We start from the raw sequence: 14,380 nt of genomic DNA on the forward strand, positions 1-14,380 counted from the left end.
TTCAGTGCTTAGCGATGTACCCGGTTCCGCCCAGCGCGCTTGGCCTGGTAGAGCGCGTCATCGGCGCGGGTCAGGAGGCTGTCCAGGTGCTCGCCGGGTTGCGCGAAGGCCACGCCGAAGGACGCTGTGATTGTGTCGAGCACCTTGCCATCAACCCGCGCCTTGATTCGCAGCGACTGGATTTTCACCCGCAGTTGCTCAGCGAAAACAGCGGCACTCGCCAGGTCGGCGCAGTGTTGCAGAATCACGCAGAACTCTTCTCCGCCGTAGCGCGCCGCCGTGGCGTCGGTTGGCAGCGAACTGCGCAGCACTTGCCCGACATGCTGCAGCACTCGGTCGCCCAACGGGTGACCGTACTGATCATTGAATTGCTTGAAGTGATCGATATCCAGCATGACCAGCGCGACGCCCTGGGATTCATTGCTCAGCGCCTGCTCCAGCAAGCGGGTAAACGCGGTGCGGTTGAGCAGTTCGGTCAGGCCATCGAGCGTGGCCGCCAGTTGTGCACGCTCAAGCTTGCTGCGCAGGCTCTTGATCTCGCTCTGGGCCGAGTGCAGTTGAGAGAGGAACTGTTCCTGCTGACTCTGCATCAGTTGGGTGCTTTGTTGCAGCTCACTCAAAATGCCCGGCAAGCGCTCGTTGACGGGCGACTCGAGCATTTCCAGGCAACGTCCCAGACTGCTCTGAAAGTTGAGATTGCCCGCAACGCTGCGCGAAACGTCGCGCTGCATGTCGTCCACCAGATTGATCGCCTGTTGCTGCCCGGCGCGGGCCTCTTCCAGCTCGTCGCGAATGATGTAGTCGCGGAAAAGCCGGGTGGCGGATTCCGGCGGGAAGCAATCGAAGTCCTTCACCACCCGGTCCAGGTGACGATTGAGCTCCAGGTCCTGGCCTTTGCTGTAGGTGTACCACAGCGCGTAATGCACCGGATTGGGCGGGATGTTGTGACGAACCATCAGCGGAATGGCTTGTTTGAGCAGCGCCGCGGCCTCGCGGGAATCTTCCGGATACAGCGCAAGGGCAGTCGCACGCGTCTCTGATTGGCTCATGACATCACTGTGGTTGTTAATGATTGGCAAATGCAAAACGTTGCGAGCATAACCATACGCATGACAAACGACCATCCCCCCGTGTATTGCCGTGCCATTCGGGTTGATGCAGGTCAGTTTTATGGCCGGCATTGGCCACCGCAACGGCATGCGTACAAGGGCTTTGCGGTGTGCAAATGCTTCGGAGCTGCGAACACGGTCTTGTAGGAGCCGGCTTGCTGGCGATAGGGCCTTCAAACGTTGCGGTGGATTTGAGGACGCCATCGCTGGCAAGCCAGCTCCTACAGGGATTTGTGGTGTGCAGATGCTTCGGAGCTGCGAACACGGTCTTGTAGGAGCCGGCTTGCTGGCGATAGGGCCTTCAAACGTTGCGGTGGATTTGAGGACGCCATCGCTGGCAAGCCAGCTCCTACAGGGGGTTGTGGTGTGTTTAGCTGCCGGCATCGCCGTGTGCTTCTTCGAAGAAGTAGTCCTTCCAGCTGGCGGCCTTGTTTTTCAGCACACCCAGCTCCTGCAGTTTCTCGGCGTAAACCGCCGTGCGCTGCGGCACCACCGTGAAGTTGATCTCTGGATCGTTGACGATTTTCTCAACCAGCGGCAGGGCCAGCTTCGATTGTTCGACGCGGATGTAGGTCTGGGCGGCGGCGGATTTGTCGGCCTTGATGATTTTTTCCGCTTCGGCCAATGCGTCGTAAAACGCCTTGTAGGTTTTCGGGTTTTCGTCGTGGAATTTTTCCGTGGTGTACAGCACGTTGAACGTGGCCTGGCCGCCCAGCACGTCGTAGGAGCTCAGCACCTTGTGCACGTTGGGATTCTGCAATTCCTGATACTGGAACGGCGGGCTGGAGAAGTGCGCGTTGATCTCGGACCCCCCGGCGATCAATGCCGCCGTCGCATCCGGGTGGGCCAGGCTGATCGAGATGTCGTCGAATTTCTTGTAGTGGTCATTGCCGAACTGCCTGGCCGTTTCGATCTGCAAGGTGCGCGACTGGAACCCTACCCCGGCCGCAGGCACGGCAATGCGATCCTTCTCGGTGAAGTCCTTCAGGCTCTTCACATTCGGGTTGTTGGTCAGCAGGTAGTTGGGCATCGAGCCCAGCGAGGCAATCGCCTTGACGTTCTGTTTGCCCTTGGTGCGATCCCAGATCGTCAGCATCGGTGGCACGCCCGCCGACACCACATCCAGCGCGCCGGCCAACAGCGCTTCGTTCATCGCCGTGGCACCGGAGATGCTGTTCCAGTCGACCTTGATGTCGAGGCCCTGGGCCTTGCCGTGCTTCTCGATGAGCTGCTGATCGCGGACCACATCCAGAATCAGGTAACCGATGCCGAATTGCTGGGCGATGCTGATCTTGCCTTCGGCCTGCGCGCCGGGACTGAGTAACGCACTCATCGCCGCCAGGGAGGCCGCCAGGAGAGTCAACGCTGAACGCTTGTAGGGAGTTGCCATGAAATGCTCGCTGTAAGTGGACGAATCAGAAATAAAGCGACGACGAGGACTATTCCTCCACCGCCAGTGTCTTGTTCAACTCCCCGATTTTCTCCAGCCGCGCCCGGACGATGTTGCGGCTGATGTTCAGCAGGCGTCCGGTCTGCAACTGGTTGCCATGGCAGAACCGGTACGCCGCGCGAAAAATGGTTTCTTCGATGTGTTCGTAAAGGTCCGGGATGTTCTGTTCGAACAGCGCGTTGAGGGCGGCTTCCAGGTCCACCGGGCCGGCAACGGCATGGCTGGTTTGGCTGGCCTGTTCCTGGCGGATGCCGGAGGAGCGCATGTCCACCAAGTGCAGATCCGCCGGGGCGACCCGCTGATTGCGGCACACCAATAACGCGTGGTGAATGGAGTTTTCCAGCTCGCGGATGTTTCCAGGCCAGCTGTGCTCCAACAGCTTGCGTTCGGCTTCAACGCTCAATGACGCACGGTTGTAGCCCAGGCGCTGGCAATGTTCTTCGAGGAAAAACTCGGCCAGCGGCAGGATGTCGCCCGGTCGCTCGCGCAAGGGCGGCAGGCGAATGGTCGCGACGTGCAGACGGTAAAACAGGTCCTCGCGAAAATGCCCGGCGACGACCGCATCCGCGAGGTTGACGTTGGTTGCAGCCACCAGCCTTACGTTGATCGGGATCGGCGTGCGCGAGCCCAGGCGCACCACTTCGCGCTCCTGCAAGACCCGCAGCAGTTTGACCTGCATGTTCAACGGCAGATCGCCGATTTCATCGAGAAACAGCGTGCCGCCATTGGCCGCTTCGAACCACCCGGCCTTGTTGGTCGTGGCGCCGGTGAAGGCGCCTTTTTCGTGGCCGAACAGCTCACTTTCCACCAGGGTTTCGGCAAATGCACCGCAGTTCACCGCCACGAAGGGTTCGCGTCCGCGGCGGCTCAAATTGTGGATATGCCGGGCGACCAGTTCCTTGCCGGTGCCGGTCTCGCCAATGATCAATGTGTTGGCTTCACTGGGCGCCAGGCGCTCGATGCGGCTGAGCAATTCCTGGGAGCGCGGGTCCTTGAACACCAGGACGGTGGCCCGCACCGACTTGGTCAATTCGCGAGCGTTTGGATGAGTGATCAGCGACATGGTGCATTCCTGGCAGTAAAAGCGCGTGCTCAATAGTGCATGAAGTTGTTTAGACTAAAAAATTCTTAATTAGTATTTATATATTCCTAAAATACATACGCAACGCAACTGCTGCCAGCCTGCTGCTGGAGCAGCAATTGGCACGCACCGGCCTGCTTGCACATCAACACCCCACGCTCTCGGCCGCTCCCTCCCCTAGCCTTGAAACCCACGCCCTACGCGGCCTGCAGCGCGTTTTTCGCGCAGTGGCATGCAATCTGCTCTCTCCCATGTGCACCGCAAAACTTTGTAGGAGCTGGCTTGCCGGCGATGGCGTCCTCGGAAACGCCGCAAGGTTTGAAGGCCAGATCGCCAGCAAGCCGGCTCCTACAAGGACTGTGTTCACAACGCTGGAACGTGAGCACACCGCAAAACCCTGTAGGAGCTGGCTTGCCGGCGATGGCGTCCTCAGAAACGCCGCAAGGTTTGAAGGCCCCATCGCCAGCAAGCCGGCTCCTACAAGGATTGGGTTCACAACGCTGGAGCGTGAGCACACCGCAAAACCCTGTAGGAGCTGGCTTGCCGGCGATGGCGTCCTCGGAAACGCCGCAAGGTTTGAAGGCCCCATCGCCAGCAAGCCGGCTCCTACAAGGACTGTGTTCACAACACTGGAACGTGAGCACACCGCAAAACCCTGTAGGAGCTGGCTTGCCGGCGATGGCGTCCTCGGAAACGCCGCGAGGCTTGAAGGCCTCATCGCCAGCAAGCCGGCTCCTACAAGGATTGGGTTCACAACGCTGGAACGTGAGCACACCGCATAACCCTGTAGGAGCCGGCTTGCCGGCGATGGCGTCGGCAGAAACGCCGCCAGACTTGAAGGCCAGATCGCCGGCAAGCCGGCTCCTACAAAGACCGTGTTTCGCCAATAGCCATTTAGGGAGAGTTCAATGAAACGTTTCTGGCGCAACAGCCTGGTCGCCTTGACCGGGTTTCTGCTCAGTGCCACGGCGCTGGCGGGACAGGCACCGGCGTCGGTGAAGATCGCTATCGTCGCGTATACGCAGGGTGGCAAACCGGTATTCGGCGGGATCGCCGGGCGGGTGATCGAGGACGGTTGGCTGGAACAGCAACTGGCGCAGCGCGGTGTGAAGCTCGACTGGATCGCCCTGCCCCACGCCGGCGCCGGGCCGCAGATCAACGAAGGCTTCAGCAACAACAGCATCGACTTTGCCGTGCGCGGCGACCTGCCTTCCGTCATTGCCGGGGCTGGCGGTGTGCCGGGCAAGCTGATCGTGCCCGGTGGCAGCGGCAACAACATCTATCTGGTGGTGCCCGCCGGTTCCAGCGCCAACAGCATCGATGACCTCAAGGGCAAACGCCTGGCCCTGCATCGCGGTCGTCCGTGGGAGTTCGCGTTCAGCAACTTCCTCGCCAGCAAGGGCCTGAAGCTCGACGATTTCAAGATCGCCAACCTCAATCCGCAAGTCGGCGCCGCAGCGGTGTCCGCCGGCAAAGTCGATGCGGCCGTATTGCTCAGCGAAGCCTATGCGCTGGAAGACAAAGGCGTCGGCAAAATCATCTGGTCGACCAAGCAAGGCGCCAACGACTGGCGTCTGGTCTCCGACCTCTGGGGCACCGACAGTTTTGTCGCGCAGCACCCGGACATTACTCAACTGCTGGCGACCGCCTGGATCAAAGCCGCCTGGTGGATCTCCCAGGAACAAAACCAGGACGCCTACTACGAACTCTCCTCCCGCGCCGGCACCGCTGAAAGCGTGCTGCGCCGCGACGACCAGAACGATCCCGTGGCCTGGAAAGACCGCTGGGCACCGAAAAGCGACCAGCAACTCAAGGCCCACTATCAGGCGCTGACCGCCTATGCGCTGGCCAACCACCTGATTCGCGACACCTACGACATCACCCCTTCGCTGGCCACCGGTTTCACCAACCAGGCGCTGATCGATCTGAAACTCACCGACTACTGGCCGGCCCTGCGCGGCCAGGTCAGCAACAATCCATGAATAGGGAAATCCAGATGAAACTGCCGCAACAATTCGTTTTCGGTCTGAGCGTCCTGGCGCTGTCCATGAGTGCCATGGCCGCCGGTGCCCACGCCCCCAAACCCGACCCGCAACAAGGCGATGGCCGCGTCTCGGCGTTCTACACCTGGCAAGAGGTGATCCCGGCCACGCCAGGCAAACTGCTGCGCAGCGAGCCGCTGGAAAAAACCCTGAGCCTGCCCAACGCCGCCAGCGCGCAGCGGATTCTCTACACCTCCACCGACGGCATCGACAACAAGACGCCGATCGTGGTCTCCGGCACGTTGTTCCTGCCCAAAGGCAAGGCGCCCGCCGGTGGTTGGCCGGTCGCCAGCTGGGGGCATGGCACGGTCGGTGTGGCCGATGTGTGCGCGCCGTCCTGGCAAGGTCGCTCCTACCGTGACGTGCAATACCTCAGCCGCTGGCTGGATGAAGGTTATGCCATCGTCGCCACCGACTATCAGGGCCTCGGCGTCCCCGGCGGTCACCCGCTGCTGAACAATCGCATGGCCGCCTACGGCATTCTCGACGCGGCAAAAGCCGTGGTTGCGGGCGTTCCGGGGCTGGTCAACAAAGTGCTGATCGTCGGTCAGTCCCAGGGTGGCGCGGGCGCCTTCGCCTCGGCGGCGTATGCACCGACCTATGCACCGGACCTCGGCGTCAAAGGCAGCATCGGCACTGGCGTGATCTACACCGTCGGCGCGAAAAACGTCGGTGAACAGGACGTCAACAAAGTCGATGCGTCACTCGCCTACGGCTTCTACACCCTGCTCGCGGCCCAGCAATACGACCCGAGCATCAACCCCAAGGACTTCTACACCGACAAGGCCCTGCCGCTGTTCGAACAGGCGCGCACCAGCTGCCTGGCGGCGCTGGTCAGCGATGTGGTCGGCGTCGGCCTGACCCCGGCCAATGCGAAAAAAGACTACAAGGGCGACCAACTCGCGGCGTGGCAAAAACAGGTCTCCTACCCGACGCTGAAACTGGCCCAGCCGATCTTCATCGGCACCGGCGCCGAAGACAAAACCCCGGCCGCTTCGACACAGGTCGCGCTGATGCAGGACGCCTGCAAGACCGGCTCGGTGGTTGAAGGCCATCTCTACAAAGGACTGGGCCACAGCGAAACGGTCAACGCCTCGCTCAAGGACTCGGTGCCATTCGCGCACAAGGTCATCAACGACCAGCCCATCACCCCGATCTGCAGCCCCAGCGTGCAGTAAGACGGAGCCTTCGACATGAGTATTGAATTCTTCACCCGCCTGCCCCTGCATGGCGAAACCCAATTCCTCCCCGGCGACCCGCGCAACCGCGGCGACTGGCACCGTGGCGGCCCGAGCACCGGCGCCGTCTCGGGGTTCAGCGTCGGCGATCACTTCACCTACATCGACTACCTCGGGCAGATCGCCAAGGCTGCCGAGATCAACGGTTTCGGCGGTGCGCTGATGGTCAACGCACCCTCCGGCGAGGAACCGTGGACGGTCTGCTCGCTGCTGGCCCGGGAAACCCGCACGCTGAAATTCGTCACCGCGTTCCAGCCCTATCACTACACGCCGTGGGTGGCGGTGCAGCAGGCCGCGACCTATCAACGGGCGACCGGCAACCGCCTGGTGTGGAACATCATCAACGGCGGCTCGGATGCGATTCAGCGTCAGGTCGGCGATTTCAGTGATCACGACGAGCGTTATGAGCGCGCCATCGAGTTCATGGACGTGGTCAAGGGTTACTGGCACAACGAGAATTTCCACTACGAGGGCAAATTCTACAAGGCCGAGGGTGGTGGTCTGCGCGGGCCGTTGAAGAAAGCCGAGCTGCCGCTGATCTGCACCGCCGGCTCGTCGATTCCAGCCCGGGAATTCGCTGCCAAACACGCTGATTTCTACCTGATGCGCGCCGAGCACCCGAACGAAATTGCCGCGCTGATCGCCGACATTCGCGAGCGCGCGCTGAAGTACGGACGCAGCGACATTCGCTTCGGTTTGTCGATTGACGTCATCACCCGCGAGACCGAGGAACTGGCGCGCACTGAAGCCAAACGCTTCTTCGATGAAGGCATCGCCAGGGGCGCGGTCAAGGCCGTGGCCGCGCATGCCGGGCTGCGCACCGCGCGCAAACTCAGCTATGAAAACGAGTTCGCGCAGAAAGAGGAAACCCAGAGTTTCGACGACTTTTTTATCCACCCGAATGTATGGACCGGTTTCGGCTACATCGGCATTCCGCCGGGCTGCGCGCTGGTGGGCAGTTATGAAAATGTTGTGGCACGGATTCGCGAGTACAACGCCATCGGCATCGACCTGTTCTTCCTCGCCGGTTACCCGCATCTGGAAGAAGCCTATCGCCTGGGCGAGCACATCCTGCCGCACTTTCGCGGCGAGCGCGCCGAACTGAGCCGCCCGCTGCCGGCGCCGCTGGAACTGCGTTCCGCCAACGGCCCGGCCGGAGCCTGATGCCATGAGCGAGGATCTTTCATTGTTCAGTCGCCGGGATTTTCTCGGTCACAGCGCACTGCTCGGCGGCGGTTTTCTGCTCGGTGGCGGCCTGCTCGCCGGGTGCGGCCCGAGCGGCGATAAACCGGCGACGGCCATTGCCACCGCCGACGATCAGCCGCGTTATGGCGGGCGCCTGCGCCTGGGGATTCTCGACGGCAACCAGAGCGGCAACCTCGATGCGCACAAACCCATCGGCAGCGGCATCGTTCGCGGCTTTGCGCTGTACAGCAAGCTGTGGGAATGGGACGAGCAGATGCAACCGCGCCTGGCCCTCGCCGAGTTCGCCGAGCCGAATGCCGACGCCAGCAGCTGGACGTTGCGCCTGCGCCCCGGGCTGGAATTCCACCATGGCAAGACCATCGATGCCGATGACCTGATCTTCTCGATTCGCCGTCTCACTGACCCGCAATTGGCCTCGCCCTATGCTGCGCTGTTGCACTGGGTGGACCGCGACAACCTGGTCAAGCTTGACTCGCGCACCGTGCGCCTGAACTTCCGCGAAGGCCGCAGCTATATGCCGCTGGCGGAAACCTGGGTCAACTTCGGCGGCATCGTGCCGGTGGACTATCACCCGGTGAGCAACCCGGTGGGCGCCGGTCCCTACAAACTGAAAAGCTTCACCCCCGGCCAGCGCTCGCTGTTCACCCGCTTCGAGAACTACTACAAGGACGGCAAACCCTACGCCGACGAGCTGGAAATCATCGACTTCAAGGATCAGGTTTCGCGCTTGGCGGCCCTGCGTTCCGGGCAGATCGACATGGCCAACGTGATGCCCACCGAACAGCTGGAAGTGCTGCAGCACGACCCTCGGCTCAAGGTGCTGAAATCGGTGACCGGCAACTGGTTGTCGTTCGACATGAACCTGGACAAGCCACCGTTCAACGATCCACGGGTGCGCGAGGCCTTTCGCCTGTTGGCGGATCGAGAAGAACTGGTGCGCCGGGCGCTCAACGGTCAGGGCCGCGTGGCCAACGATCTGTATGCGCCGAGCGATCCGACCTTCAACCACACGCTCGGGCCGCGTCCCCACGATCCGCAGCGCGCGGCGCAATTGCTCAAGGAGGCGGGCTACGAAAACCTTGAACTGGAACTGGTGACCACGCCGGGGCCGGGGCTGACTTCCGCGCTGGTTCTGGCTGAACAGGCCAAGCGCATTGGCGTCACGCTCAAGGTCAAGCAAGTGGACCTGGCCACGTTCCAGGGACCGCTGCGCACCGACTGGACCTTGAGCACCGGCGGCAGCATCGGCGCACCGTTCCTCGCCAGTGCGATCCACACCGACGCGCCGTTTGCCGTGGCCAACAAGACGCACTTCAAGGATGCGCAGTTCAGCGAGCTGTTTCTGGCGGCCATGGCCCAGCCCGATCTGGAGAAACGCAAAGCGTTGGTGCATCAGGTTCAACAGATCCAGTACGAACGCGGCGGCATGCTGATCTGGGGCTACGCCGACCTGCTCGACAGCGTGGCCAACCGCGTAGGCGGCGCGGCGGCGGAAGAGTCGCTGTTCAGCACCTGGCGGTTTGAAAAGCTCTGGTTGAAAGACACGGCCTGATCCGCACCAGCGAAACGGCCTGCCTGCCCCCGGCGAATCATACGGCGTGGTCCACCTGATACCACGCGGACCTGTAGGAGCCAGCTTGCTGGCGATAGCGTCATAACGGCCGCCATCGCCAGCAAGCTGGCTCCTACAGAGTCGGTGGAGTGTCAGGCGAATTGTGTTTAGGCAATTCCATAAATTTATCTATCGAGGCTCATTTGCCATGCCCTCTATCGCCTTTCGTTTGCCCGTAAAACGCTCCGCCCTGGCCGTGGCGGTGATGTCGACCCTGTCGATGCCGACCTTCGCCGCCGACACCCAACTGCAAACGGTCACCGTCCAAGCCAGTGCCAGCGAGTCCGACGATGACGCGCTGCCCACCCGGCCACCCACGTCGGTCTATGGCGGCATCGAAACCAAGGTGCTCGACACGCCGCGATCCATCACCCAGATCAACGCCGAACAACTGGCCAACGACTCGATCCGCAGCGCCGATGACCTGGTGAAATACGCCCCTGGCATTACCCGCGGCGGTGGCCAGAACGCCGGCCTCGCCCCGCAGTTCCGCGCCCAGGGCTCCGAAGTATTCCAGGACGGGCAACGTGCATACGGCGTGCGCCACCCGGCCAACTTCAACGCCTACGAAGGCGCCGACATCGTCGCCGGCCCGTCTTCGGTGACCTACGGATCAGTGTCGGGCAGTGGCGGCTACGTCAATTACCTGAGCAAGAAGCCCAATTTCAACGAATTCAAAACCAAACTCAGCGGCGAACTGGGCGCCTGGGTGCCAGACGGTGAATCCCGCGACTCCAGTAAATTCAGCATCGACAACACCGGGCCGCTGACCGACAACCTCGCCTATCGCTTGAGCATCACCAAGCAGCGCCAGGAAGACTTCTACGACAACGTCGACAACAACTTCGACGCGTTCTACGGCGCCCTCGCCTGGCGCAACGACAATGTGCGGGTCGACTGGAACGCCAGCTACGACAATTACTACGACTACAACATCACCCACGGCTGGAACCGCGCCAACCAGGAACTGGTGGACAGCGGCAAGTACTACGCCGGGCGCGCCACGCCGATCATCCAGAACGGCAACACCCTGTGGTCGCCGGTGCTGGCGTCCGGTGCGGCCGATGCGCCGACCCTCGGCTGGGTCAAACGCCAGCGCAACGCACAGGGTCAATACAGTGTGGTCAACGGCAGCTTCCAGACGGCTTCGCCCAACACCCAAAGCAGCCCCGGCAGTTTGCGCGGCTGGGTGTATGACCCGACGTTGACGGGCAATGGCCTGACCAGCCTGTCGTCACAAACCGGCCAGCGCGACGAGGATGAAAATAGCTCGCGACGTTTCACCACACAGCTGCGGGTCGAAGCTGATCTGACACCGACCATCACCTTGGCCAACAGCACCTTCTACCAGCGCTCCAAAGACATGACCGATGCGGTCGGTTCTTTCCAGGTGCAGTCCAAGGACAATTTGTTTGATAACCGCTTCGAATTCCGCTCGCGCAACGAAGTGCAACTCGGCGGCTTGACCCTGCGCGATGACAGCAACACCGGGGTGATCTACCGCCGCGAGTTCAACCAGTCGATCGCCGCCAACAACAATTTCGGCTCGACCATCAACGCCTATGACTTGACCCAGGACCCGTCGGGCAAGAATCCCGGCACCTTGCTGGGCCTGACCGGCTCCAACCCTGCCGGCGGTAATGGCGCGTGGATCGGCCAGCCCGGCGTGGCGCAGTTTTCCAACTACTACGGCTGGCTGAATCTGCCGGCAATGTACCCGGCCGGCCACGGTTTGTACGCCGAGTCGGTGGCGCCCTACACCGCCGAAAGTACCTGGACCACCAAGACCCTGTTCAGCCAGCACAACCTGCGATTCGGTGACAGTGTCGGTCTGAACATTGGCGCCAGCCGCAGCTGGATCGACGCTGAAATCGAGAACCCGTTCGTGCTGGCCGGCGGCAATCCGCGCAAGGACAGCGACAATTATCGGCTGTTCGCGTTTCAGGTCAGTCCGTACATCAAACCGACCGAAAACAGCACGCTGTATTACACCTTCGATCGCTCACTGGCGGTCAATACCGGGTTCTTCTCCAACGGCCTCGGCTGGGGCAGCGGCGCCGGTGCCAATCAGCTCAACCCGTTGGCCTTCCAGAGCCTCAGCGTGTTGCACGAAGTCGGGCTGAAGGTCGAAGTGGTGCCCAACGAACTGTTCATGACCCTGGCCGCGTTCAAGCAGGCGCGGGATCAATCGCCCGACAGCAATAACAACATTGCCCGACTGGTGATCAAGGGCGTGGAATCGACCCTTCGCTACCAGCCGGACAATCACCTGCGCAGCGGCCTCAACCTGTCGAAACTCAGCGCCTACAACGAGTTTGCCTCGCAGGCCGGTTTCGCCTCGGCCGGGTTTGTGCCCGACAACGGCACGGTGTTCGGCGACAACAACAGCCTCAATCAGCGACCGTCCGGGCGCTTCGACGCGGTGCAGATTCCCGAGTACACCGCCAGCGGTTATGTCGACTATCGCTTCGACTCAGGCTTCGGCGCCGAGCTGTCCGGTTGGTGGACCAGCAGTTGGTATTTGAACCTGAGCAAGACCGTGAAAATCCCCGACGAGTACAACCTCGACCTCGCGGTGTACTACCGCCAGCCGCAATGGAGCACGACGTTGCGGGTGCTCAACCTGACCAACGAGCTGAACTTCGTCAGCGGCCTGGCCGGCTCGACCAATACCTTTTTGCAACCCATGCCTGGCCGCACATTGCTGGCCCAGGTGGATTACCAGTTTTAACGCAGCGGCACCTATCGCTATCAGGAGTGTTCCATGTCCATTGAATTTGTCGGCATGATTTTCCCCCGCCAGTGGTCTGAGACCCGTGGTATTCGCAGCGCGGATTTCGATCTGGACTTTATCCGCCATCACGCCCGCGCCCATGAACACGCAGGCTTCGACCGGGTGCTGATCGCCAGCGGCCCGGGCAGCGCGGACAGTTTGCAGATTGCGGCCTACGCGGCGGCGCACACCGAGCGCCTGGGTTTCATGATCGCCCATCGTCCGGCATTGAACGCCCCCACCGCCGCTGCCCGAGCCTTCGCGACGCTCGATCACACCACCGGCGGCGGGCGAATTCGCCTGCATGCGATTACCGGCATCACCGCCGAACCCCAGGAAGGCGACTTCCTGCTGGACAAGACCGAACGCTACAAGCGCACCGATGAATACCTGGAGATCGTCCGGCGCACCTGGACGGCTGAAGAGCCGTTCGACTTCGAGGGGCAGTATTTCAACATCAAGGGCGCCTTCTCGCCGGTCAAGCCATTGCAGCATCCGCACATTCCGATTTCCTTTGGCGGGTCGTCGGACATTGCCTATCAGATCGCGGTGAAACACGCGGACCTGTATGCGCTGTGGGGCGAACCGCTGAGCGGCGTCGCCGAACAGATCGGCAAACTGCGCGCGGCGGCAAGTGCAGCGGGCGTGGAGGCGCCACGGGTGAGCCTGTCCGTGCGCTTGATTCTGGGGGCGACCGAAGAATTGGCGTGGCAGCGGGCGGAGCAGATTCTGGAACAGATCAAGGCCAATCCACAGTTCGCCGCCGGCAGCCCCTGGCAAAAACGCATCAAGGGCACCGGCTCCGAGCGCTTGCTCGCCGCTGCGGCGCTGGGCGACCGCCACGACCGCGCCCTGTGGATGCCCACCGCCACCGCCGTCGGCGCCTACGGCGACACCACCGCCCTGGTCGGCACCCCGGAAACCGTGGCCCAGGCGTTGCTCGACTACGTCGACCTGGGCGTGACCACCTTCCTCAATCGTGGTTATGACCCGCTGTACGACACCGTCGATTACGGCCGCTGGATCATCCCGGCGGTGCGCGAGGAAGCACGGCGACGCAAGGCGCGGGTGGCGTAGTCTTCACCGACGTCATCGCCGGCAAGCCGGCTCCTACAGGGTTGTGTCGTGCCGCAATTCAACATGCACACCATGCCTTTGTAGGAGCCGGCTTGCCGGCGATGGCGGTTTAACGATCACCAGAAAAATGTGCGCCTACAGCCATTTGGCATCCCACAGCGGGTAATCATGCACACGCCTGACAAGGCCAGCACGTATCGGATTGGCGATGACATAACGCGCCACCGCCAGTAAATCCTCTTCACGCCGAATTGCACGGTCGTGAAAGTTTTTTTGCCACAAACGCCCGGAGCGTCCGAGGTGAGCATTGACCATCCGTGCACTGCGGGATTTGGTGCCACGCATCAACGTTGGCAAGGTGCACTGTTTGAGCTCGACCAGCCAATGGAAATGGTCGGGCATGATGACCCAGGTCAGAGATTCAACCAGATCCCCGGCGTGCGCATGTTGAAATTCGCGTACCAACAACCGACCGGTCCGCCAATCGCTGAACAAGGGCTCGCGATGCTGGGTGACGGCAGTGAGCAAGTAGATTTGGCCGGATTCGGAATAGCGCCCGGCGCGCAGGTGGTTAGCGTGGGGAAGATCGGGCATTCCATTGCCCTCCTGTGTTGTTGGGAGAAACACAAGGCTAGTGCGCAGGCGGGATGGTCGTTGTCAAAGTTCAGTTCTGAATGTGTCTGTTTGATCGCCATCGCCGGCAAGCCGGCTCCTACAGGTTTGTGCCAAGCCGCATTTCGGCATACACCCCATAACCCTGTAGGAGCTGGCTTGCCAGCGATGGCGGCGTAA

At 61.7% G+C, this 14,380-nt stretch carries 11 protein-coding genes; 7 read left to right on the forward strand and 4 right to left on the reverse strand.

What is annotated here, in order from left to right; all coding sequences use genetic code 11:
- Window positions 1-8: 8 nt before the first annotated feature.
- The 3 genes from ACYZUC_RS06870 to ACYZUC_RS06880 all read right to left on the reverse strand — a co-directional run bounded on the left by ACYZUC_RS06870 (window position 9) and on the right by ACYZUC_RS06880 (window position 3,622).
- Window positions 9-1,049 carry a GGDEF domain-containing protein gene (locus tag ACYZUC_RS06870; protein WP_461994558.1) on the reverse strand — a complete coding sequence of 347 codons (1,041 nt, stop codon included), beginning with the start codon at window positions 1,047-1,049 and terminating at the stop codon, window positions 9-11.
- A 430-nt stretch (window positions 1,050-1,479) separates the two neighbouring features.
- Window positions 1,480-2,499, reverse strand: a complete 1,020-nt coding sequence (locus tag ACYZUC_RS06875) for an ABC transporter substrate-binding protein (protein ID WP_207286617.1) — start codon at window positions 2,497-2,499, stop codon at window positions 1,480-1,482.
- A gap of 49 nt (window positions 2,500-2,548) precedes the next feature.
- The gene (locus tag ACYZUC_RS06880) at window positions 2,549-3,622 is read right to left on the reverse strand and encodes a sigma-54 interaction domain-containing protein (protein ID WP_008028129.1); all 1,074 of its coding nucleotides are present in this window, start codon (window positions 3,620-3,622) and stop codon (window positions 2,549-2,551) included.
- A gap of 137 nt (window positions 3,623-3,759) precedes the next feature.
- On the opposite strand from ACYZUC_RS06880, the gene ACYZUC_RS06885 reads away from it, so the two are divergent.
- From ACYZUC_RS06885 to ACYZUC_RS06915, 7 genes are all read left to right on the forward strand, one after another.
- Window positions 3,760-4,422 carry a hypothetical protein gene (locus ACYZUC_RS06885; RefSeq protein WP_461994561.1) on the forward strand — a complete coding sequence of 221 codons (663 nt, stop codon included), beginning with the start codon at window positions 3,760-3,762 and terminating at the stop codon, window positions 4,420-4,422.
- A gap of 126 nt (window positions 4,423-4,548) precedes the next feature.
- Window positions 4,549-5,622, forward strand: coding sequence for an ABC transporter substrate-binding protein (locus tag ACYZUC_RS06890; RefSeq protein WP_008028127.1), 1,074 nt, complete (start codon window positions 4,549-4,551; stop codon window positions 5,620-5,622).
- Between the two features lie 14 nt (window positions 5,623-5,636).
- A complete protein-coding gene (locus ACYZUC_RS06895; RefSeq protein ID WP_461994563.1) occupies window positions 5,637-6,860 on the forward strand; it encodes a lipase family protein in 1,224 nt (407 codons plus the stop codon).
- A 15-nt stretch (window positions 6,861-6,875) separates the two neighbouring features.
- Window positions 6,876-8,084 carry an LLM class flavin-dependent oxidoreductase gene (locus ACYZUC_RS06900; RefSeq protein WP_461994565.1) on the forward strand — a complete coding sequence of 403 codons (1,209 nt, stop codon included), beginning with the start codon at window positions 6,876-6,878 and terminating at the stop codon, window positions 8,082-8,084.
- Window positions 8,085-8,088: 4 nt separating this feature from the next.
- Window positions 8,089-9,678 carry an ABC transporter substrate-binding protein gene (locus tag ACYZUC_RS06905; RefSeq protein ID WP_461994567.1) on the forward strand — a complete coding sequence of 530 codons (1,590 nt, stop codon included), beginning with the start codon at window positions 8,089-8,091 and terminating at the stop codon, window positions 9,676-9,678.
- Window positions 9,679-9,886: 208 nt separating this feature from the next.
- On the forward strand, window positions 9,887-12,469 hold the full coding sequence (locus ACYZUC_RS06910) for a TonB-dependent receptor plug domain-containing protein (RefSeq protein WP_461994569.1): 2,583 nt from the start codon (window positions 9,887-9,889) through the stop codon (window positions 12,467-12,469).
- A gap of 33 nt (window positions 12,470-12,502) precedes the next feature.
- A complete protein-coding gene (locus ACYZUC_RS06915) occupies window positions 12,503-13,588 on the forward strand; it encodes an LLM class flavin-dependent oxidoreductase (RefSeq protein ID WP_461994571.1) in 1,086 nt (361 codons plus the stop codon).
- Window positions 13,589-13,723: 135 nt separating this feature from the next.
- Here the strand turns inward: ACYZUC_RS06915 and ACYZUC_RS06920 are convergent, their stop codons facing one another.
- Window positions 13,724-14,182, reverse strand: coding sequence for an REP-associated tyrosine transposase (locus ACYZUC_RS06920; protein WP_461994573.1), 459 nt, complete (start codon window positions 14,180-14,182; stop codon window positions 13,724-13,726).
- Between the last annotated feature and the right edge of the window lie 198 nt (window positions 14,183-14,380).

Source organism: Pseudomonas sp. GT1P32 (assembly GCF_054897805.1).

Excerpts from the sequence above, each read along its gene's own strand:
- ACYZUC_RS06870 (WP_461994558.1), bottom strand. The coding sequence starts at position 1,049 with ATGAGCCAATCAGAGACGCGTGCGACTGCCCTTGCGCTGTATCCGGAA.
- ACYZUC_RS06875 (WP_207286617.1), bottom strand. The coding sequence starts at position 2,499 with ATGGCAACTCCCTACAAGCGTTCAGCGTTGACTCTCCTGGCGGCCTCC.
- ACYZUC_RS06880 (WP_008028129.1), bottom strand. The coding sequence starts at position 3,622 with ATGTCGCTGATCACTCATCCAAACGCTCGCGAATTGACCAAGTCGGTG.
- ACYZUC_RS06890 (WP_008028127.1), top strand. The coding sequence starts at position 4,549 with ATGAAACGTTTCTGGCGCAACAGCCTGGTCGCCTTGACCGGGTTTCTG.
- ACYZUC_RS06895 (WP_461994563.1), top strand. The coding sequence starts at position 5,637 with ATGAAACTGCCGCAACAATTCGTTTTCGGTCTGAGCGTCCTGGCGCTG.
- ACYZUC_RS06900 (WP_461994565.1), top strand. The coding sequence starts at position 6,876 with ATGAGTATTGAATTCTTCACCCGCCTGCCCCTGCATGGCGAAACCCAA.
- ACYZUC_RS06905 (WP_461994567.1), top strand. The coding sequence starts at position 8,089 with ATGAGCGAGGATCTTTCATTGTTCAGTCGCCGGGATTTTCTCGGTCAC.
- ACYZUC_RS06910 (WP_461994569.1), top strand. The coding sequence starts at position 9,887 with ATGCCCTCTATCGCCTTTCGTTTGCCCGTAAAACGCTCCGCCCTGGCC.
- ACYZUC_RS06915 (WP_461994571.1), top strand. The coding sequence starts at position 12,503 with ATGTCCATTGAATTTGTCGGCATGATTTTCCCCCGCCAGTGGTCTGAG.
- ACYZUC_RS06920 (WP_461994573.1), bottom strand. The coding sequence starts at position 14,182 with ATGCCCGATCTTCCCCACGCTAACCACCTGCGCGCCGGGCGCTATTCC.